Below are 19,231 nucleotides of genomic sequence, written 5' to 3'. Positions count from 1 at the left end.
CACTAATCCCCCAATTCCTGCTTAAGTTTCTCCAAACCTTTCTCAAAATCTAGAGCTGTTGTAATATCATTTAGGGAAACACCAAGCTCAACAAGCGTTATAGCAACCGCAGGCTGAATTCCCGTAATCACAACCCGGGTTCCCATTAATTTAGACATTTGAATAACATCTCCAAGTACCTTGGCAATAAAAGAATCAATAAAGTCGATGGCTGTAATATCGATTACAACGCCTTTAGCACCTGTCTCATGAATTTTCTGCAATAAATCCTCTTGAAACTGTAAAGCCGTTTGATCGTCTAGCTCCCATTGTATCGACACTAGCAAAATATCATGGAGCTTTAAAATCGGTATTCTCATTCCCTTCCCTCCAATCGCACTATCTTGCGATTAGTCATTTCTAATGCTTTTTCCATCCCTTTTTGCAGGGTATTGTTTGTAAGAATACTATTTAATTTCATCCCAATATTTATAATGGTTTGTGCTATTTCGGGCCGAATCCCGACAAGCATGCATTTTGAACCTACTAAACTAATAGCTTCAGCAACCTTCATCAGGTGATGGGCAACCATTGTATCCACTACCGGTACTCCTGTTATATCGATTAACACCACTTCTGAGCGATTCTTCACCACACCAGAAAGTAAGGTTTCCATGATTTGTTTCGCCCGCTCAGTATCAATTGTCCCGATCAAAGGCATGACAGAAATGCCTTCGAAAACAGGGATTAAAGGAGCTGACAGCTCGCGCAGAGCGGTTTTTTGAAGAGTGACGGTTTTTTCCCATCTTTCTGTATATTTATTCACAATTGTTTTATACAAAGCGACTAACTTATCTTCTAATGCACGATTAAGATCAAGCTGCTCATCTATTGCAAACCCAGCCTTATCCAAGCATTCATTAAACGTGGTTTTAAAAGCGATGAATCCCGTTGTAACCTGCTCAAGTGTCCAGCCCATGTGAAAGATTTTTTCAATAAAATGATGGACTGCTGGTGAAGTCGTTTTATCTTCTATAATATGGGATAAGGTAAGCCGGATGAATTCAATTGAAGCTGTTTGAAAATCCTGCGCAAAAACAGCATCTTCTTTGGGTTTATCTGTGAGATCCCTTATTTTATCCATCCAACTATCCGTTATTTCTTGTTTCTTATCATTCAAAAAGCTTATCATGAGACTTTGCATAAAATCCTCCTTATCTTACCACAAATCGCCCTCACCACTCTGACTGGTAACAGGATGTAACAAGATTGTGATGTGTTTGTAGTATAAATGAGCAGTTTGCAATTTTTTCTATTCATTACCTTTATTATATCGTATTTTAATTTTAGTAAGGAATATAACACCTTGAGGGGCATAAAAGGAAAAAAGCAAGCTAATCTGATTAGCTTGCTTGACTTGAGTGGCAGAAACACCTGATATAAAAACAGTATTTGGTAGCCGCGACGGCAATTCAGTCTATAATATGTATGAAAAAACGCCCTGAATAGAGCGCCACTGATTTTAAAAGTGAATGAGACCTAAACTAATCTGCAGCGCTTCATCCACTTTTTCCATCATTTCTTCATCTAAATGAGTGATCTTATCCGTCAATCTCTGTTTATCGATTGTTCGAATTTGTTCTAACAGAATGACAGAATCACGTTCAAAACCGTAACGTGCTGCATCAATTTCAACATGAGTTGGGAGCTTTGCTTTTTGAATTTGTGCTGTTATCGCCGCGACTATCACAGTGGGGCTAAACCGATTCCCGATATCGTTCTGGATAATGAGTACAGGTCTTACTCCACCTTGTTCAGAACCAACGACAGGGGAAAGGTCAGCAAAATATACGTCGCCACGCTTCACAATCAAATACTTATCCCCCGCTGACCAGCTTTTCTACGGTATGTTCTGCCTCATATTCCGCTTGAAACGCTTCCGAAGCAATTGAGAGGTTAATTTTAGACATTTCCATATAGCCTCTTCTCATTGATTCTCGGATTTGTCTTTTCTTTCTTTCACGCAGATACATGTTCGTTGCACGATAAATCAGTTCATTTAAATTCAAATTTTCACTATCCGCATAGCTGTCAAGTTCGGAAACAAGTTGTTTCGGTAGCCGAACAGTTATTTCCGTTGTAAGGCTTGGATCTGACACAAGCTACACCTCCACACACTATAGACCTGTATTCAATGCTTATACTATAATACCATGTAAACCTAGCTCTGAAAAGGATATCCTAACAATTCCTCTCTATTATAAGCAAAAAGGTCTGTCCTTTATGCATGAAATTAGGGAGTTTGATCTAAAATTATATTTTTTATTGCTATTATTTGATCGTCTTTTATATAGACCCGGGGAACCCGGCTAGATATCATACATGCCACTTCATAATTAATGGTATCAAGACGTTCAGCTACTTCATCTATAGTTACATCTTGTCCGATTAAACAAACCTTGGTTCCTTCAGGGTAATAGGCAGGCAGTTTGATCATGCATTGATCCATACACACTCTTCCAACAATCGGAACACGAATCCCTTCAACAGAAACGTCAAATCCCTGATTTTTTCGGATCCACCCGTCGGCATACCCAATCGGCAGTGTAGCTATCCATTCATCATCCTCTGCGATATAGGCATTTCCGTAGCTAATAGCAGACCCTTTTTCAACTCGCTTTATATGGACAATTTTTGAATATAGGGACATAGCGGGCTTTAAATCAAATGGGAGTAATGGTTTAATTTCCGGGGATGGGGCAAGCCCATACATTGAGATTCCCATTCGGACTGCATTAAATTTTTTAATATGCTGCTTCAATGCAGCTGCACTATTACTGGCGTGAATGATAGGCGGTTTGTTGTCGAGCTGTTCAACCCATGTATCAAACAAAGACAACTGCTTTTGAAAATAGTGTTCGTCTGTCTGATCAGCTGTTGCAAAGTGGGTGTACATCCCTTCCCAGATAAACTGCGGGGATTGCCTTACCGTTTGCACTAGTTCATTTAGCTCCTCAAACAGCCGCACTCCTAAACGCCCCATGCCTGTATCACATTTAATATGAATTTTTAATTGGTGGGTATCAAGAAGTTTTTTTGCTCTGATAAGCCAGTCTTTTTGAAACACAGTCAATGATATATCATGTTCCGCAGCAAGCACAGCATTTTCAGGTCTTGATGCACCCAATACTAAAATCGGGGCTTGAATCCCTTTCTGCCGAAGTGCAATAGCCTCGTCTAAAATAGCGACTGCTACCATACTGGCACCAGACTCAAGGGCTATTTGTGCAACCTCAACATCTCCGTGACCGTATGCGTTAGCTTTTACGACCGCCATAATTTGAACGTCATCTGAAAGAAACTCTCTCATTTTTTGGACGTTCCACTTAATTGCATCTAAATTTATTTCTGCCCAAGTATCACGAAGAAAACCCATTCTGGACCCTGCCTCTGTAGACAAATGTAGTGAAACGAAAACAGGCTCTCTTCTAAGAGAGAACCTGCTTCTCTTCCTGTTGTTATTTTACCATAGTTCCTTCTTGAACAGAACCAGCAACACTTATCATTTCTTCAGGTGTCAATTCAGAAGAAGCTAGCATGTATTCAACTCCATTATGCGTCCATTGAATACCTGTTTCTGTCATCGCGCCAACGGTATAGCCTAAATCGACAGGCTCACCATTCACAGGTGTAGACACCATGGCTCCAGCCGGCATAACCTCAGCCGTTTCCTGAATTAATGTAAATCTCTTTGTTGATTCAGCAGACTGATACTCATAGATTTGTACAACTCTTTGGCCGTTTTCCGTATCAATCATCTTTTCCTCAATGAGCTTGGCTGCGGCATCATTAGAGTACATAACAGCAAATTCATCTTGTGATTTTTCTTCATCCACACCTGCTGTTGTTTCCTTATCTAATTGAGCCCCTTCCATATTCCTTTGCATATCAAATGAATCTGGGTCAAACTTCGAGTTAAATTCCGTATCGCTAAATTCGACTGTAACTAATGGGTTTCGATCTGTGTCCATAACTTTTACAGTAACTGGTGATAAATCTTCCTTAGAAAGTGTAATTTCTTGCATTGGCAGCATTTTGTTGTTTTGATAACGAGTTTTCGTTTCAAACACATAATGCTCTTCCGTCTCTTTAAATGTTGCCTCAGGATCTTCCATTATATCCTGTACAAGAGACTCGTAAAGGTATGGCTGACTAGAGTTCTTTGGCCAGTCACTCTGGAACCGAAAACTCTTGTTCAAGGCCGGTGTTAAGACAAAAACACCTTCCTTGTTACGTAAAATCATTTGACTTTGATCAGATTGAGAATTTTTTAGCTCAACCCGATAAAAATCTGGATCGTTGTGCCAAACTTCAACATTGTATTCTTGCGGTTCCGTACCCATTTGCAGTGTCATTTTTGCTTTCGTTTTGTACGATGTAAGATCGTCCATTTTTTTGTTTAAATCTCCAACGACATCCTCTTGGGACTTAGCTCCACAGGCACTTAGTACAACCATTAACACCAGGCACAACAATGGCAACAACCACTTTTTCATGCATTCAACCCCTTTGTGTGTCTCATTTAACTGAATAGAGAGGGGCAGAGCCAAGCTGACGATTTCAATGATGTTGTGTCTGGACTGGTCCTATTAGAAACGAATCTCCCTTAAAAACGATAAATGGCAGAAAACACCTAATATGACCAGACCTATGCTTGGTGTAAAGACTCGGACTCCTTGTCTCTCCTTGTGCAATAGAAATATATGAGACAAGTTTTTAATTTATGTCCACGTTAAGCTGACATGCATAAAAAAGTTTTTTAATTTTAGTAATCGTTCAGTTAACCGGCATGAAAAAGTTGCTTCAATTGTATATAGTTAAACCTCCTCAATAATGGCCTGTGCTACTACAAACTCCTGGCTATGGGAAATGGAAAGATGGACCCCTTTTGAATCCGGCTTAGAAAAATACGGTTTCCCGTTAGAATCTTTTTGCACCTCAATTGACTGAAAGGATAATTCTCTGCCGATTCCTACTCCCCTTGCTTTTGCATATGCTTCCTTTGCAGCAAATCGGCCTGATAAGTATTCGATTTTTCGCTTCATAGGATATTGCATGTATTCTACTATTTCATTCGGTGTTAAAATTCGCTGGGGAAATCTCGGCTGGCGCTGAACCACTTTTTCAATCCGTTTTTTTTCAATGATATCGATCCCTATTCCTCGTATCAATTGCTCTTCCTCCCCTTCTAATTTAGAATGTAAACGAATATAGTATAGTGCTTGTTTCAGTTTAAGTCGTAAGGATTGCAAACCCTATCATTTTAGAAAGGAGCAATTTATGTTTGTAAGAACCGAAAGTTTCCGTGAGTATATTCAACAATATCCAATAATCACAGCGATTGTATGTATAAATATTATCGTTTATCTGGCAACTTTCCTTCCATTCCTGCCTAACAATTCGATTATTTTATCCTTAATTGGAGTAAATTTTTTAATTGGGCAAGGTGAATTATGGCGATTAGTTACACCGATTTTCCTTCATATTCAATTTACCCATTTTATTATGAATACGATAGCTGTTATCATTTTCTCTCCATTTTTGGAAAGATTATTAGGAAAAATGGGTTTTATTAATCTTTATCTATTTTCTGGGATTGCAGGCAATCTCGCAACCTTTATCTTTCTGCCCGCAACCTATACTCATCTGGGAGCGAGCGGATCGTTTTATGGAATATTTGGTTTTTATTTTGCTTTAATTCTTTTCCGAAAGCATAGTTTCCCGAAACAAATCCGTCAATCAATTATAGTTATTCTCGTATTAGGTATTTTGTTTACGGCCATCCAGCCTAACATTAATTGGATTGGACATATTTTTGGAGCAATTGGAGGCTTTGGTTTTGGCTATTATTTCCTTCATTTTGGCAGAGGAAAGTATCAGAGCTGAATTCTCTTAAAGGGAATTCAGCTTTTCCTAAACAACAAAGTATTAAATAGAAGGAAAAACACACCCCAAAAGGTGCATAAAGCCATAATATTTGAAATCATTCCCATTGTTCTAACGAATTAACAATGTTCTGAAAAATCAAATCATGCCCATAGTCATTAGGATGTAAACTGTCTGCTAGATAGTTAGAGGCGTTCATCCCTTGAAAAATAGTGTAATTATTAATAAAGTCGATTTGATTTTCCTCTGCTGCCTGTTTGATTGCATTACAAGTCTCTTGCATTGTGAAATGATAAATGTCCGGATTTTGATTGGATACAGGATTTGCACACATGACTATCAGAGCTCGATTCGACTTTACATTATCAATCATGTTTTGCAGATTTCTCTTAAAAATAGCGGAGTCTTTCTCACGGCGATCGTTAGTGCCTAGCTGAATGAAAATATATCGGTCCTCGTCATGAATTGCTGTTCCGTCACCGCTTGTATTCCCATCTAAATTTCTTTCTATATAAGTTTTGGCTGTCGCCCCAATAATACCTTGATTCGATATTTGAACTGTTTTATCTACAATTATGCCACCGATTTTAAACGTCTGTATACTCTGGGAATCAATTTTAACCGTCCTGATTTCGATGAGAGCATCTTGCACGTAATCAAATCGATGGGTCCTCATATTCCCGGTACCTGGCGAATTTCCATCAAAGCCCGCTCTCGTTGTAAAAAAGCCATGTGAAACACCATCCACAAACAATTCATAATCCATACTGTTTTCAGCACTTTCATAAGCTAAGGTGAATTGCTTGCCCGTAAATTTAAATCTTATAATCCCTGCTCCATCAGACGATGGGTCAATTTGAAAATAAAGCTGTTTTTTCGATATATCGCCTTCACTCTCCATGACCCCATATGAATCTATATTTCCTTCCGTTGTAACTTCGAAATTTTCGCCCTCCGGAAATAAAATAAATTCTTTATTAAACTCAACGATTGATTCACCGCTTGGTGAAGCCTTCCAATTGGAAATTAAAGGAGGTGAACCAGCCATATATTCTGAACCTATATATCGCTTAAATCGATTCACAAAAGAAAGTGACTCGAAATTATCGCGAATATCCGATAAGGTCCCATCCCGACCCATTTTAAAGTGTACGGGGTTTCCTGTTGCTGTCATACCCCATGTAATTGAATCCCCGATAAATACAATTCCTACATATTGTTCAAGCGGATTGGATAATGCCTTTTTTAATTTTTCTAATTGCCCAAAAGACATTGTATCTTCTGCTTTTAAGTTACCCGACGTCCCGCCAGATAAAACAGCATATATAAACCCGATTAAGGAGAGTGCACACAGAACGATTACTTTTTTCAAAAAACCACCTCTACATTCAAGTATACCTTCAAACACTAGTAATTTGTGCAGAAAAAAACCGGCTATTCACCAGCCGGTTTTATAGTGATTTTTTATCGTTCATTTACTCGTTTATTGTTATTGCTGAACCTTTTTCCGGACCCGCGCTTTCTCGCATTCGATGGAGAAGATGACTTCCATGATTTTGAGGAAGATGCATTTTTCCTGTTATAAGATTTTCCTCCTTTGTCACCTTTTCTGTCACGTCGCACTGGTAAAGGCGGTTCAGACGTTAATTCAATCGGAGTTTCATTTGGCTCCTTCGTTAACATTTTGAGTGCTGCTGCTACTACTGCGACCGCATCCTCTTTTTCAAGTAATTCCTCGGCCGCTTTATAATAGAACTTTGCCTCTTGTCGCTCTATGATCGACTGTAACTGCTCGATCACCATCCTCTGTTGGCCCTCTATCGCTTCATCAAATGAAGGTACTTTCATTTTGTTCATCTTTTTCTTGGTCGTCTCTTCTACAACGCGAAGATAAGATGTTTCTCTAGGTGTGACAAATGTAATAGCTGTTCCTGTTTTCCCCGCACGCCCTGTACGTCCAATGCGATGAACATAGCTTTCAGGATCTTGCGGAATATCGAAGTTGTATACATGTGTAACACCCGAAATATCAAGACCTCTTGCGGCTACATCCGTTGCAACTAAAATATCAATTGCATTAGATTTGAACTTTTTAAGCACGGCAAGTCTCTTCGCTTGGGTTAAATCTCCATGGATTCCTTCCGCAGTATACCCGCGAATGGTAAGAGCGTTAGCCAGTTCATCTACTCTTCTTTTTGTTCGCCCAAACACAATCGCAAGTTCTGGAGACTGAATATCTAATAGTCTTGTTAATACATCAAACTTCTTCTTTTCGTGGACTTCGATATACGATTGTTCAATTTGCGGAACCGTCATTTCTTTGGCTTTCGTACGAATTAGCTTCGGATCTTTCATAAAGCGATTGGCAATACTGCGAATCGGTCCAGGCATTGTGGCTGAGAAGAGCAGAGTTTGTCTTTCCGCTGGAACCTTTGAAAGAATCGCCTCAATATCTTCAACAAACCCCATATTCAGCATTTCATCTGCTTCATCTAATACAACCGTATGAACGTGACTAAAATCAATCGTTCCACGATTCATATGATCCATAATTCTTCCTGGTGTTCCGACAATAATATGAGGACCCTTTTTCAGCGCACGAATTTGTCTTTGAATATCCTGACCTCCATAAATAGAGAGGACTTTCACGCGTTTATCCTGGCCGAGCTTATACAGTTCTTCACTAACCTGAACTGCGAGCTCCCTTGTAGGTGCAATAATAAGTCCTTGTACTAAAGGGTTTCTTACATTTATTCTTTCTAATAATGGTACACCAAACGCTACCGTTTTCCCTGTACCTGTTTGAGCTTGTCCAATGACATCATATCCTTGTAAAGTAACGGGAATCGTTTCCGCCTGAATCGGAGTTGCTTCCTCAAATCCCATACGGTTAATCGATTTTAAAAGTAAGGGGCTAAGCCCTAATTCATCAAACTTTGTTGTCAATTTCATTTCTCCTTCAAATACATTTCATCATTATTTGTAGTTTAACCCGATCTTTTACTACAACTAAATAATCTTAACAGTTTCTAATCAAATTAAAAAGCATCTAGCCTTAATCTCTGCTATCTTTTGCAGGAATATCTTCTAAAAATGAGAGTATATCTTGAAAGAGGACATCCTTTTCCTCACAATGGCAGATGATATGCTGTGCCTTTTCGAGAAAAAGCAGCTTCTTTTCAGCAGCTCCTATCGAGTCATGGAGTGCGTAGGCTGCTTTCGGTGGTACAACCCCGTCGTCCAAACCTTGAACGATCATTGTCGGCGTATTTACACTAGGCAGATATTGTTTGAGGTCCTTTACTAATTTCCTGAACTGAGTCGTTGCAGAAAGGGGGGTCGAGGCAATCTTTCGTTTATAATTTTGGAAACGTTCGTTTTCAAGTAAAGTTCCTCTCATAGCATCCTTTATAAATTGTTTCATGTCCAGGGTTAATTGCCTTGGATTGACATAATAAAGGGCTGCACTCAGGAGCACAAGTTTGGCTACCGGGTATTTAACCGCTAAATAACTGGCAATCATCCCACCCATAGAAAATCCAACTACATACACTTTATCACATATCTGGAGGAGCTCCTGCAGCTCATCCTCAGCCGACCGGACCCATTCGTAATAATAGATCCCTTTTAGCCGGAGCCTCTCACCATGACCTGGCAAGGTAGGAGAGACAATATGCCAGTCCGTTTTCAGTCGCAAATATTCTTCAAGTGGGGCTATTTCATGCGGACCACCAGTAAATCCATGAATTAATAAGCAGCCATTCATATATATCACCCAACTTTTAAATGTAATAAAAGGAAAGATACGCCTTCTATCATATGTATGTTAAGGTGATATTTTTCTGCAGTCCTTATTCGTAAATTAGCAAAAAAATCGTGGTCTACTTTTTTCGTTATGCACACAATAGCGAATCCAGAATTCGGCTGGCAGAAGTTTTTACTCTCATTTTACATTTATTTTGCCCTTCTTTTTTCCATCTAAAACGTATTCTTGACCCCCGCCAACCAGTAATTCTGACCAGCTATTATATAAGACCCTCTAAAACCTCTTCTAGTTTCATACCTCTTGAAGCCTTAACTAATAATACGGTTTGTTCATCTAATAATGCCTTAACAGCATGCCGTAATTCATCCTTGTTACTAAACTCTTTGACTGCAATAGACTTCCCTTTTTCCCGAATCCCACTGGCAATATAACTGGCTAATGGTCCGTACGTGTATACGTATTGAATATCATTAGCTGAAATAAAATGACCAATCTCTGAGTGAAGCTCTTTTTCACTAGGTCCCAATTCGAGCATGTCTCCTAAAACCAGCACTTTTTTAGAATAGTTTTCAAGTGATTGAACCAATTCAATCGCTGCTTTCATAGAAGTGGGGCTTGCATTATAGGCATCATTGATAATCAATGCTCCGTTAAATCCTTTATGTGACTCCATTCTCATCGCAGAAAGAGAAAGGCATTCTAATTGATTTTTAATCGTCTCTTGATCGACCTGTAAAAAGCGGGCAACGGCTATGGCAGCCAATGCGTTTTTTACATTATGAAGGCCTAAAACCGGTAAATACATTTTTGTTTCAGGAAAAGCTTGAACTATAAACTCAGTTCCTTCTCCCTTTGCTTCAACGGAAATCGGGTAATAGTCACATTGATCACTTTTCCCAAATGAAATGGTGTGAAACTGCCAGCTCTTTGACCCGACCTTAGCTTGTAATAAAGGTTCATCTCCGTCATAAACAAAAAGGCCATTCGCGCTGAGACCCGCAATGATTTCAAACTTCGCCTCCGCTATTCCTTCCCGTGAGCCAAGATCCTCCAAATGAGCCTCGCCGATATTCGTGATAACAGCAACATCCGGCCTTGCCAACTCAGATAAAAATTCTATTTCGCCTCTTGCGCTCATACCCATTTCCAATACAATAACTTCTGTGTCTTCCCGAAGCGATAATAAGGTTAAAGGCAGACCAATATGATTATTGTAATTTCCGATTGTTTTTTGAACAGTATAAGTTCCAGATAGGATTTGGGCAATCATATCTTTTGTTGTTGTTTTTCCGTTACTTCCTGTTACCCCAACTACTTTGACCTTTAAACTATCACGATATGCCTTTGCTAATCTTTGCAGCGCTTCAAGCGGATCATCAACCAAAAGCAAAGGCAAACCCTCGGGCGGATTGGGCATATTTCGTTTCCAAAAGGCAGCAGAGGCACCCTTTTCAAAGGCTTGCTCGACAAATTTGTGACCATCCACATTTTCTCCGGCAAGGGGAACAAACAATTGCCCCGTTTCGATAGTCCTTGTATTGATGGATACCCCTTTGATCTTGTCTTGACTACTAGTTGGGATGGAAAGTTCCGCATTTGTCATGTTTGCCACTTGTTCAAGGGTTTTCGTTATCATATAGAGTCCTCCGATCAGTCAAAAGTGTATCTGATTTTCATCTTCTCTTGGTGTCTTTCAATTGCAAATTCTACTAAACGCTCAATTAAGGTTGGATAATCAACTCCGCTATGTTTCCATAATAATGGGAACATACTCATAGGAGTAAACCCAGGCATTGTGTTAACTTCATTTATTAATATTGTACCATCTTCTTTTAAGAAGAAATCAACCCGCGCTAATCCTGAACAGTCAAGAACTTTATAGGCTTTTACAGCTATCTTTTTCATTTCTTCATACGTCTCATTTGAAACATCAGCTGGAATAATTAGCGCAGTATCTCCATCCTCATATTTAGACTTGTAATCATAGAATTCTGTTTTCGGAACGATTTCGCCCACCACCGAACATTCAGGGTCATCATTCCCCAACACTCCGATTTCAATTTCTCGTGCTTTTACCCCTTCCTCTACAATTACCTTCCGATCATATTGCAGGGCTTCTTCAATCGCTGCTTTTAATTCGTCTCTTGTTTTACACTTGCTTATTCCTACACTTGAACCAAGATTAGCGGGCTTGACAAAACAAGGGTAGCCGAATTCATCTTCAATTCTCGTATAAATGTCCTGCGGGGTTCGTTCCCAATCTCTGGCTTTAAAGCCTATATAACGAACTTGATTGAGACCGGCCTGGGCAAACAATGCCTTCATCGCTAATTTATCCATGCCTGCAGCAGATGCTAATACTCCATTCCCCACATAAGGCAGATCTAGTAACTCTAGCATTCCCTGCACTGTACCGTCCTCGCCATTTGGCCCATGAAGAAGAGGAAATACAACTTCCGCTTCATATTCATTGCTTAACTCATTATTTTTTAGGGCTAATGGGGAAACTGATGGTACGGAAGAAGGAAATTCAAGCAGTTTGAGATCCGAGACTTTCCCTTCAAGAACTCCCCCTCTTTTCCAATTCCCTTCCTGATTTATATAAATTGGATGAACCTCAAATTTACTTTGGTCAATCGCATTCATAACAGCCATGGCTGTTTGCATGGAAACCTTATGTTCTGCAGATTTCCCGCCATAGAGCAAGTGTAGTTTAGTTTTCATAATAAACCTCCACGTTTATGAATTATTCAATCTACTTAAATATACACAAAGATTGCTTGTATCATATTTATAAGGAGCCTAGATTCTTTTTTATTGTATGGGAACAACGCTTGTCGCGTACTTATAGTATACAAGTTATCATGCGGAATTTATAGCGGAGGAAAAAAATAAACCTGCTTCCAAAAAGATGTCAGCAGGTTTATTTTATGGAGCTTAACGTCTATTACTCTTCGGATCAAACGCATCCCGAAGACCATCTCCGATAAAGTTGATACATAGAACCGTTAGAAAAATAGCTAATCCCGGCGGTACCCATGCTTCTGGACTATTTCGTAAAATCCGTAAACTTTGCGCCTCGGAAATCATATTCCCCCATGTTGGTGTAGGCTGAGGAATCCCAAAACCAATGAAACTGAGCGCAGATTCTATGATAATATAAGTCGCCATCATGAGGGTTGCGTTCACAACAATCGGACCAATCGCATTGGGGATAAAATGCTTAAATATAATCCGGAAATCACTGGCTCCAATTGCTCGAGCCCCGAGAACAAACTCCTGTTCACGAAGTGCTAAGTACGTTCCTCGTATAATCCGCGTTAGATTCGGCCATGATGTAAGCGCAATAATAGCTACAAAAATACCTATAGTTACCTTTTCCAAAAGGGCTACAATCGTCAATAAAAGGACAAGGAAAGGAAGCATCAGCATTAAATCAGCTGCACGCATGATGATACTGTCTATTTTTCCTCCATAATAACCAGCTATCGAACCAAGAGTCACTCCAATAACCAACGTGAAGATCATAGCAGTGAATCCTACAATTAGTGAGATTCTTCCGCCATAAAGAAGCCTTGCTAAATTGTCTCTTCCGGAACTATCATTTCCGAGCGGATGCTCTTCACTTGGGGGACGTTCAATTAGGGTTAAATTCGATTTTGTCGGATCTTGATCTGTAAAAAGCGGGGCAAAAACAACAGCCAGAATAATCAAAAAAAGTACAATTACTCCGGCAACGGCCAGCTTATTTTTCATAAATCGTTTAATGGCCAGTCTAGTGGGACTTGTCCCCTTTTCCAATTTAATATCCGGACTAAATTCGGATTGTGGATCAATTGTTACTTGTGGATTAGATTGCATTACTTTTCACCTCAATCGTAGCGGATTCTTGGATCGACAATACTATAGAAAATATCAGCAAGCAGGTTCCCTAAAAGGATACAAAATCCAAGCAGCAAATTTATAGCCATAATAACTGGATAATCACGATTTCCAATCGAAGATAAGAATAGCGTACCAAGTCCCGGGTATTGATAAACCCCTTCTGTGATAATTGCTCCGCTGAGGAGTGCACCGATTTCAAAACCCATTAAAGTAATAATCGGAATAAGCGCATTACGAAGCGTATGTTTATAAAGAACATTTCGCTCAGTCATACCCTTCGCTTTGGCTGTTCGAATATAATCACTTCCCAGCACTTCCAAAACCTCAGAACGCATATAGCGCATATAAGCAGCTGTGCTCCCTAATCCAAGTGTGATACCTGGCAGAAATAAGTGATGAAGCTTATTCAAAAACAATTCAAACCCTTCTAATCCCACTTCAGACACAGATCCCTGAGAAGGGAACCATCCAAGATGTATGGAGAAGAAATAGATCGCTACTAATCCGAAAAAGAAACTTGGAACAGCTAAACCAATAAATCCGAAACCAGTTGCTGCATAATCCAATAAGGAATAAGGATGTTTTGCTGAGTAAATTCCTATTGGAATCGCCACGATTATGGTGATAAATAAAGAAAATATACCTAAATATAAAGTGTTTTCAATTCGGTCTGCAATTAATTCAGATACTTCACGGCCTTTATAAACGAACGATTCACCGAATTCACCCTGAATAGCATCTTTTACCCAGTTAAAATATTGTATTGGGAGAGGGTCATTTAGTCCAGCAGCCTCTCTCTGTTGTTCAAACACTTTTGGATCGACATTCGGATCCATGATTCTGCCAGTGAAAGGGTCACCCGGTGCAGCCCGTACCAAACCAAAGACGATAATCGTTAAGGCAATTAGCATTGGTATAAAGACAAGTAAACGTCTAATGATATATTTATACATCCGTTTCCCCTCCATTCTATTAATTTGAGAATCCAGCAGTAAGAGTTTTCACACAAATGTGAGAGACGTACTGCCCAAAATGTAACCCCTGACTTTGAAGATTAAAGAAAACTTAGGAGTTAATAGAGGATTTCCCACATTTTTCGATATTGATGTTCGAATGCGATGTTGGATTCTTGTCAGTATTCATTGATAAAAGGAAAGAGCATGCAGCTTTAAATGAAGCATGCTCAGCCCTTAAACTATTCTTCTAAACTATTACTCTCCGCTTACCCACCATAGATGTGGATCGTTAATAAAGGAAGTTGGCAATACTTCAATACCCTGGAGGCGTTTATTGTATGCCCACAGGCTATTTTGTGCGTACAAGATGAGAGCCGGAAGATCATCTTGGTATAGAACTTGCCAATCACTGTACACTTGTTTACGGTACTCTTGATCAAACGCATCCGGCGGTGTTAAAGCTTTTTGAAGAAGCTCATCTGACTCTGGGTTATTCCAGCGGGAATAGTTATATCCTGCTTCAATACCCCATAGACCACTTGGATCAGGATCCCCTGAACCTAAGCTCCAGCCTAGCAAGTATAAATCCCAGTCTTCATTGTCTTTTTCAAGCGCTTCAGCGTAGGCTGCAAATTCCATTGGCTGCCGGAGATCAATTTTGATACCAACAGCTTCAAGCATTTCTTTAATGATTGGTGCAGAACGCTCACGAAGCTGGTTACCAGTTGGGTAATTAAGAGTTAGTACCCACTCTTCTCCATTCGGATCTTCACGGAATCCATCTCCGTTTACATCCTTATACCCTGCAGAATCAAGCAATTCTTTAGCTTTCTCTGGGTCAAATGGGTATTGATTTGGATTTTCGCCATCATACGCCCAGAATTGAGTTGCGATTGGAGCATTGATGACAGATCCCCTACCATAAAGGATACCGTCAATAATACCCTGACGATCTACCGCGTAGGCAATGGCCTGACGAACTTCTTTGCTTTTTAAATCTTCATTTGGCACCCAATTATCAGGGTTGATTACGCCAGCTTGAGCATCTTCTGGAGTACGGTGATTATGGATCATCCCCATTAATTGATAACCGAAATCTGGCTGTTCAATAATTTCAATATGTTCCATAGCGTCTATTGTTTCAAAGTCGGCTGGCTGGAATCCATTTGGATCAGCAACAAAGTCAACTTCTCCAGTTTCAAGCAGACCTAAAATGACTGCCTGATCAACTACTTTCCATGTGATACTGTCTAGATAAGGTTCACCTTTCCAGTACTCTGCATGTTTTTCTAGCACATACTGCTCGCCTTCAATCATTTCTGTAAACTTAAATGGACCTGTTCCGATTAATTCTCCTGGCTTGAGCGATGCACCTGCTTCAGGAATTTCAGCGACAGGAATATCCTTAAAGATATGTTCAGGGATAATTGGGAAATTAACATCTTTTAAAGCCGTAACGTTAGGTTGTGCAAAATGGAAAGTAACTGTATAATCACCATCCGCTGTTACCCCTTGGAATTCATCTGTTGCTCCTGTTGAAAATTCTTCATATCCTAACAGTCTTTCAACATAATCAGTACGAACACCTCCAGCCTCTACATAACCAGGACTAGAAAGCGTCTTATATGTGAATACAACGTCTTCAGCAGTGAATTCTTCCCCATCATGCCACTTTACGCCTTGTTCTAGCTCTAAAGTGATAGCAGTTTGGTCCTCATTAAATTTCCAGGACTTAGCTAAATTAGGTTCATATTCCAGTTTCTCGTTTTGAGTTAAAAGAGATTCAAAAACAAAGCTAATAATATTTGCTTCATAGGCCTCTGTGTAAAAAATTGGGTTAAATTGTCCTGTTGGCGCTGTATCAATCGCACCTATAATTGAACCTCCCATTTGCGGCTCACCAGTAGTACCTTCGCCTTCACCTTGCGGCTGTTCAGTTTCGTCTCCTTCCCCTGCATCACCTGAGCATGCAGCAAGCATTCCCAGAAGGAGTACAAAGATAAGCATAAGTAACCAATGTTTTCTGATTTTCAAAACATTCACCCCTTATAAATTTTCAAAGTAAATTGGAAAAAACCTATACCACTTTAGAAGAACCACCTCCTTACTCCGAACCCCTTTTAAATCAAATAGAGGGATTATTTATCATACAAATGACATGCCACATAATGACCATTACCCATATCAGTAAATTCCGGACGTTCTGCTGAACAGCGATCGTGAGCAAGAGGACAACGAGTTCTAAATGCACATCCGCTTGGAGGATTTGATGGACTTGGAAGGTCTCCTTTTAAAATGATTTTTTCACGTTTGTTATGTACATCTGTAGATGGTACAGAAGAAAGGAGTGCTTGAGTATACGGGTGAAGCGGACTCTCATAGATTGCCTTTTTTGGAGCGATTTCAGCAATCCTGCCAAGATACATAACCGCAACCCGATCACTAATATGTTTCACAACGCTTAAGTCGTGGGCAATAAACAGATAGGTAAGATTAAATTCCTCTTGCAGATCTGCCATTAGATTGAGAACCTGCGCCTGAATCGACACATCCAGAGCTGAAACAGGCTCGTCACAAATAACAAACTTCGGATTTAATGCGAGGGCACGTGCAATACTAATCCGCTGTCGCTGCCCCCCAGAAAATTCGTGCGGGTACTTTAAGCGGTCTTCTGGCCGAAGCCCCACTTTTTCCAACAAGCTTATTGTTTTTTCTCTGCGCTCGCTTTTTGACATAGATGTCTGGACAATCAGCGGTTCTTCAATTATTTGCGAAACACTCATCTTTCCGTTAAGTGAAGCATATGGGTCCTGGAAAACAATTTGCATATCCTTTCTGATAGGCCGCAGCTGCCGGTTTCCCATAGTTGAAATATCCTGATTTTCAAATAAAATTTGTCCTTCCGTTGGATTCAGCAAGCGTAAAATCACTCTGCCCAGAGTCGATTTCCCCGAACCAGACTCTCCTACGACCCCAAGTGTTTCTCCGCGAATAATATTAAGAGATACATCATCAACGGCTTTTACATGGCCAACGGTTCGTTTTAAAATACCACCTTTAATCGGAAAGTATTTTTTTATATTTTTTGCTTGTACTATGTAATCCTGGTCAGTTTTTACAGTAAGATCTTTTTCGAGAATGGACATGTTAAGCCTCCTTATTGGTAGAGATAGCAGCGAACATCATGACCTGGTTCTGTTGGAAGTAATTCAGGATTACTTTCTCTGCAAGTATCCATCGCTTTCGGGCAGCGGTCTGCAAAGCGGCACCCCTTCGGAAAATTATAGGCTGGCGGGACCATTCCCTTGATTGCACCTAATCTATCTACTTCTTTATCAAGACTTGGCAAGCTTTCTAACAGCCCGTTGGTATAAGGGTGTTTTGGATTGGTGAATAATTTTTCTACCGTGGTATCTTCCACAATTTGCCCCCCATACATGACCATAACCCGGTCTGCATATTCAGCGACCACTCCAAGATCGTGCGTAATTAAGAGGACTGCCATATTAAACTTCTTTTTCATTTCATCTAATAAATCCAGAATTTGCGCCTGGATCGTTACATCTAAAGCCGTTGTCGGTTCATCGGCAATCAGAAGCTTAGGATCACAGGATATAGCGATTGCAATCATAGCCCGCTGCCTCATTCCCCCTGAAAGCTGGTGAGGGTACTCCTTCATCGTTTCTTCAGCTCTTGGAAAACCTACCATTTTTAAAAGCTCAATCGCTTTTATATAGGCCTCTTTTTTCGATATTTTTTTATGACGCACAATCGTTTCCACAATCTGATTTCCAATTGTAAAAACCGGATTTAATGCAGTCATAGGTTCCTGGAAGATCATTGCAATATCCTTACCGCGGATTTTAGACATTTGTTTATCGGAGAGTCCAACTAGATCCTTTCCGCCAAATACAATTTTTCCGCCTTCTATTTTTCCAGGCTTATTGATTAACTGCATAATCGATAGAGACGTGATACTTTTCCCACTGCCCGATTCACCAACTAGCGCTAACGTTTCCCCAGGGTTAATAGAAAAGTTAACACCATCTACGGCTTTGGCTACTTTTTTGTTATCTAAGTAGAAATAGGTCTTAAGCCCTTCTACATTTAATAGAGCTTGCTGCGTCATCCACGTCACCTCAGAGTATATGGTTTTATAAATTTATGAAAACTCTGTAACTTTTGAAAAGTATACACGCTTATTGTATTTTTTTCAATACATATAAAAATCAAAATATGTAGAAGAATGGGAATCATCTAAATATAGGAAAGCGGTTTCTTTGTTGATTTTATTGGCTTTTCCTTATTTTGTAGGTCTAAACACCTGTTTTATATTGTCGAAAACTCGTGACAGTGATTAAACCGCTTTTCATAGAAAATAGTTTTCAAAAAATAAAAAAGACCTTAAAAAGGAGTGGATTTCTCCGTCTTAAGGCCTATGTCCCAATTCATTTGTTACCCTTAAAGGAATCGATTGCATTTCCTTTACACTATCAATTCTATTCAATCGAGTAGGAGGCGCGTCACCGCGCCGACCTCTCACACCACCGTACGTACCGTTCGGTATACGGCGGTTCAATAGCTTAAGTATCGACGCTCATATAAGTGGTTTAAATCTTTTAACCCCCATTTTTTGAGCGTTTTGTTTTTAATTGCTTTCTGAAGCGTTTCACTAGCTGATATTCTCCAATATCCCTTT

The 19,231-nt window shown here is 39.8% G+C and carries 18 protein-coding genes; 1 reads left to right on the top strand and 17 read right to left on the bottom strand.

Annotated elements, in window-relative coordinates; translation table 11 throughout:
- Positions 1-2: 2 nt before the first annotated feature.
- The 7 genes from MLE14_RS18150 to acpS form a co-directional block, all read right to left on the bottom strand.
- Positions 3-359, bottom strand: a complete 357-nt coding sequence (locus MLE14_RS18150) for an STAS domain-containing protein (RefSeq protein ID WP_097160035.1) — start codon at positions 357-359, stop codon at positions 3-5.
- Positions 356-1,183, bottom strand: coding sequence for an STAS domain-containing protein (locus tag MLE14_RS22510; protein WP_279326321.1), 828 nt, complete (start codon positions 1,181-1,183; stop codon positions 356-358). Before MLE14_RS22510 ends, MLE14_RS18150 begins: the two co-directional genes overlap by 4 nt.
- 318 nt (positions 1,184-1,501) lie before the next feature.
- Positions 1,502-1,852: a type II toxin-antitoxin system PemK/MazF family toxin gene (locus MLE14_RS18135; RefSeq protein WP_097160033.1), complete on the bottom strand. Its 351-nt coding sequence runs from the start codon at positions 1,850-1,852 to the stop codon at positions 1,502-1,504.
- Between the two features lie 4 nt (positions 1,853-1,856).
- Entirely contained in the window at positions 1,857-2,138 is a 282-nt protein-coding gene (locus MLE14_RS18130; protein WP_097160032.1) for a CopG family ribbon-helix-helix protein, read from the bottom strand.
- Between the two features lie 134 nt (positions 2,139-2,272).
- Positions 2,273-3,415, bottom strand: coding sequence for an alanine racemase (gene alr / locus MLE14_RS18125; RefSeq protein ID WP_243299858.1), 1,143 nt, complete (start codon positions 3,413-3,415; stop codon positions 2,273-2,275).
- Positions 3,416-3,497: 82 nt separating this feature from the next.
- Complete coding sequence (locus MLE14_RS18120; protein ID WP_243299856.1) at positions 3,498-4,535, bottom strand: LolA family protein; 1,038 nt, start codon at positions 4,533-4,535, stop codon at positions 3,498-3,500.
- A 321-nt stretch (positions 4,536-4,856) separates the two neighbouring features.
- Positions 4,857-5,210 carry a holo-ACP synthase gene (acpS, locus tag MLE14_RS18115; RefSeq protein WP_243299854.1) on the bottom strand — a complete coding sequence of 118 codons (354 nt, stop codon included), beginning with the start codon at positions 5,208-5,210 and terminating at the stop codon, positions 4,857-4,859.
- 109 nt (positions 5,211-5,319) lie between these two features.
- On the opposite strand from acpS, the gene MLE14_RS18110 reads away from it, so the two are divergent.
- On the top strand, positions 5,320-5,925 hold the full coding sequence (locus MLE14_RS18110) for a rhomboid family intramembrane serine protease (RefSeq protein ID WP_243299852.1): 606 nt from the start codon (positions 5,320-5,322) through the stop codon (positions 5,923-5,925).
- Positions 5,926-6,022: 97 nt separating this feature from the next.
- Here MLE14_RS18110 and MLE14_RS18105 read toward each other — a convergent pair whose 3' ends face one another.
- The 10 genes from MLE14_RS18105 to MLE14_RS18060 form a co-directional block, all read right to left on the bottom strand.
- On the bottom strand, positions 6,023-7,297 hold the full coding sequence (locus tag MLE14_RS18105; RefSeq protein ID WP_243299850.1) for an SGNH/GDSL hydrolase family protein: 1,275 nt from the start codon (positions 7,295-7,297) through the stop codon (positions 6,023-6,025).
- 92 nt (positions 7,298-7,389) lie between these two features.
- A complete protein-coding gene (locus MLE14_RS18100) occupies positions 7,390-8,811 on the bottom strand; it encodes a DEAD/DEAH box helicase (RefSeq protein ID WP_390629170.1) in 1,422 nt (473 codons plus the stop codon).
- A gap of 169 nt (positions 8,812-8,980) precedes the next feature.
- On the bottom strand, positions 8,981-9,691 hold the full coding sequence (locus MLE14_RS18095; RefSeq protein ID WP_243299845.1) for an alpha/beta hydrolase: 711 nt from the start codon (positions 9,689-9,691) through the stop codon (positions 8,981-8,983).
- Between the two features lie 259 nt (positions 9,692-9,950).
- Positions 9,951-11,327: a UDP-N-acetylmuramoyl-tripeptide--D-alanyl-D-alanine ligase gene (locus tag MLE14_RS18090; RefSeq protein ID WP_243299842.1), complete on the bottom strand. Its 1,377-nt coding sequence runs from the start codon at positions 11,325-11,327 to the stop codon at positions 9,951-9,953.
- Between the two features lie 14 nt (positions 11,328-11,341).
- Complete coding sequence (locus MLE14_RS18085) at positions 11,342-12,415, bottom strand: D-alanine--D-alanine ligase (RefSeq protein ID WP_243299839.1); 1,074 nt, start codon at positions 12,413-12,415, stop codon at positions 11,342-11,344.
- A 213-nt stretch (positions 12,416-12,628) separates the two neighbouring features.
- Positions 12,629-13,552: an oligopeptide ABC transporter permease gene (gene opp4C / locus MLE14_RS18080; RefSeq protein ID WP_243299836.1), complete on the bottom strand. Its 924-nt coding sequence runs from the start codon at positions 13,550-13,552 to the stop codon at positions 12,629-12,631.
- 11 nt (positions 13,553-13,563) lie between these two features.
- Positions 13,564-14,529, bottom strand: coding sequence for an ABC transporter permease (locus MLE14_RS18075; protein WP_243299834.1), 966 nt, complete (start codon positions 14,527-14,529; stop codon positions 13,564-13,566).
- Positions 14,530-14,787: 258 nt separating this feature from the next.
- The gene (locus MLE14_RS18070; protein WP_390629160.1) at positions 14,788-16,566 is read right to left on the bottom strand and encodes a peptide-binding protein; all 1,779 of its coding nucleotides are present in this window, start codon (positions 16,564-16,566) and stop codon (positions 14,788-14,790) included.
- 104 nt (positions 16,567-16,670) lie between these two features.
- Complete coding sequence (locus tag MLE14_RS18065) at positions 16,671-17,678, bottom strand: ABC transporter ATP-binding protein (RefSeq protein ID WP_243299832.1); 1,008 nt, start codon at positions 17,676-17,678, stop codon at positions 16,671-16,673.
- 11 nt (positions 17,679-17,689) lie between these two features.
- Positions 17,690-18,661, bottom strand: a complete 972-nt coding sequence (locus tag MLE14_RS18060) for an ABC transporter ATP-binding protein (RefSeq protein WP_243299830.1) — start codon at positions 18,659-18,661, stop codon at positions 17,690-17,692.
- Between the last annotated feature and the right edge of the window lie 570 nt (positions 18,662-19,231).

This window comes from Bacillus litorisediminis, assembly GCF_022808645.1.
Classification (GTDB): Bacteria; Bacillota; Bacilli; order Bacillales; family JC228; genus Bacillus_BF; species Bacillus_BF litorisediminis.
The sequence above is the reverse complement of the archived record's forward strand: the minus strand, read 5'-3'. Positions and strand labels throughout refer to the sequence as shown.

Excerpts from the sequence above, each read along its gene's own strand:
- MLE14_RS18150 (WP_097160035.1), bottom strand. The coding sequence starts at position 359 with ATGAGAATACCGATTTTAAAGCTCCATGATATTTTGCTAGTGTCGATA.
- MLE14_RS22510 (WP_279326321.1), bottom strand. The coding sequence starts at position 1,183 with ATGCAAAGTCTCATGATAAGCTTTTTGAATGATAAGAAACAAGAAATA.
- alr (WP_243299858.1), bottom strand. The coding sequence starts at position 3,415 with ATGGGTTTTCTTCGTGATACTTGGGCAGAAATAAATTTAGATGCAATT.
- MLE14_RS18120 (WP_243299856.1), bottom strand. The coding sequence starts at position 4,535 with ATGAAAAAGTGGTTGTTGCCATTGTTGTGCCTGGTGTTAATGGTTGTA.
- MLE14_RS18110 (WP_243299852.1), top strand. The coding sequence starts at position 5,320 with ATGTTTGTAAGAACCGAAAGTTTCCGTGAGTATATTCAACAATATCCA.
- MLE14_RS18100 (WP_390629170.1), bottom strand. The coding sequence starts at position 8,811 with ATGGGATTTGAGGAAGCAACTCCGATTCAGGCGGAAACGATTCCCGTT.
- MLE14_RS18095 (WP_243299845.1), bottom strand. The coding sequence starts at position 9,691 with ATGAATGGCTGCTTATTAATTCATGGATTTACTGGTGGTCCGCATGAA.
- MLE14_RS18090 (WP_243299842.1), bottom strand. The coding sequence starts at position 11,327 with ATGATAACGAAAACCCTTGAACAAGTGGCAAACATGACAAATGCGGAA.
- MLE14_RS18085 (WP_243299839.1), bottom strand. The coding sequence starts at position 12,415 with ATGAAAACTAAACTACACTTGCTCTATGGCGGGAAATCTGCAGAACAT.
- opp4C (WP_243299836.1), bottom strand. The coding sequence starts at position 13,552 with ATGCAATCTAATCCACAAGTAACAATTGATCCACAATCCGAATTTAGT.
- MLE14_RS18075 (WP_243299834.1), bottom strand. The coding sequence starts at position 14,529 with ATGTATAAATATATCATTAGACGTTTACTTGTCTTTATACCAATGCTA.
- MLE14_RS18065 (WP_243299832.1), bottom strand. The coding sequence starts at position 17,678 with ATGTCCATTCTCGAAAAAGATCTTACTGTAAAAACTGACCAGGATTAC.
- MLE14_RS18060 (WP_243299830.1), bottom strand. The coding sequence starts at position 18,661 with ATGACGCAGCAAGCTCTATTAAATGTAGAAGGGCTTAAGACCTATTTC.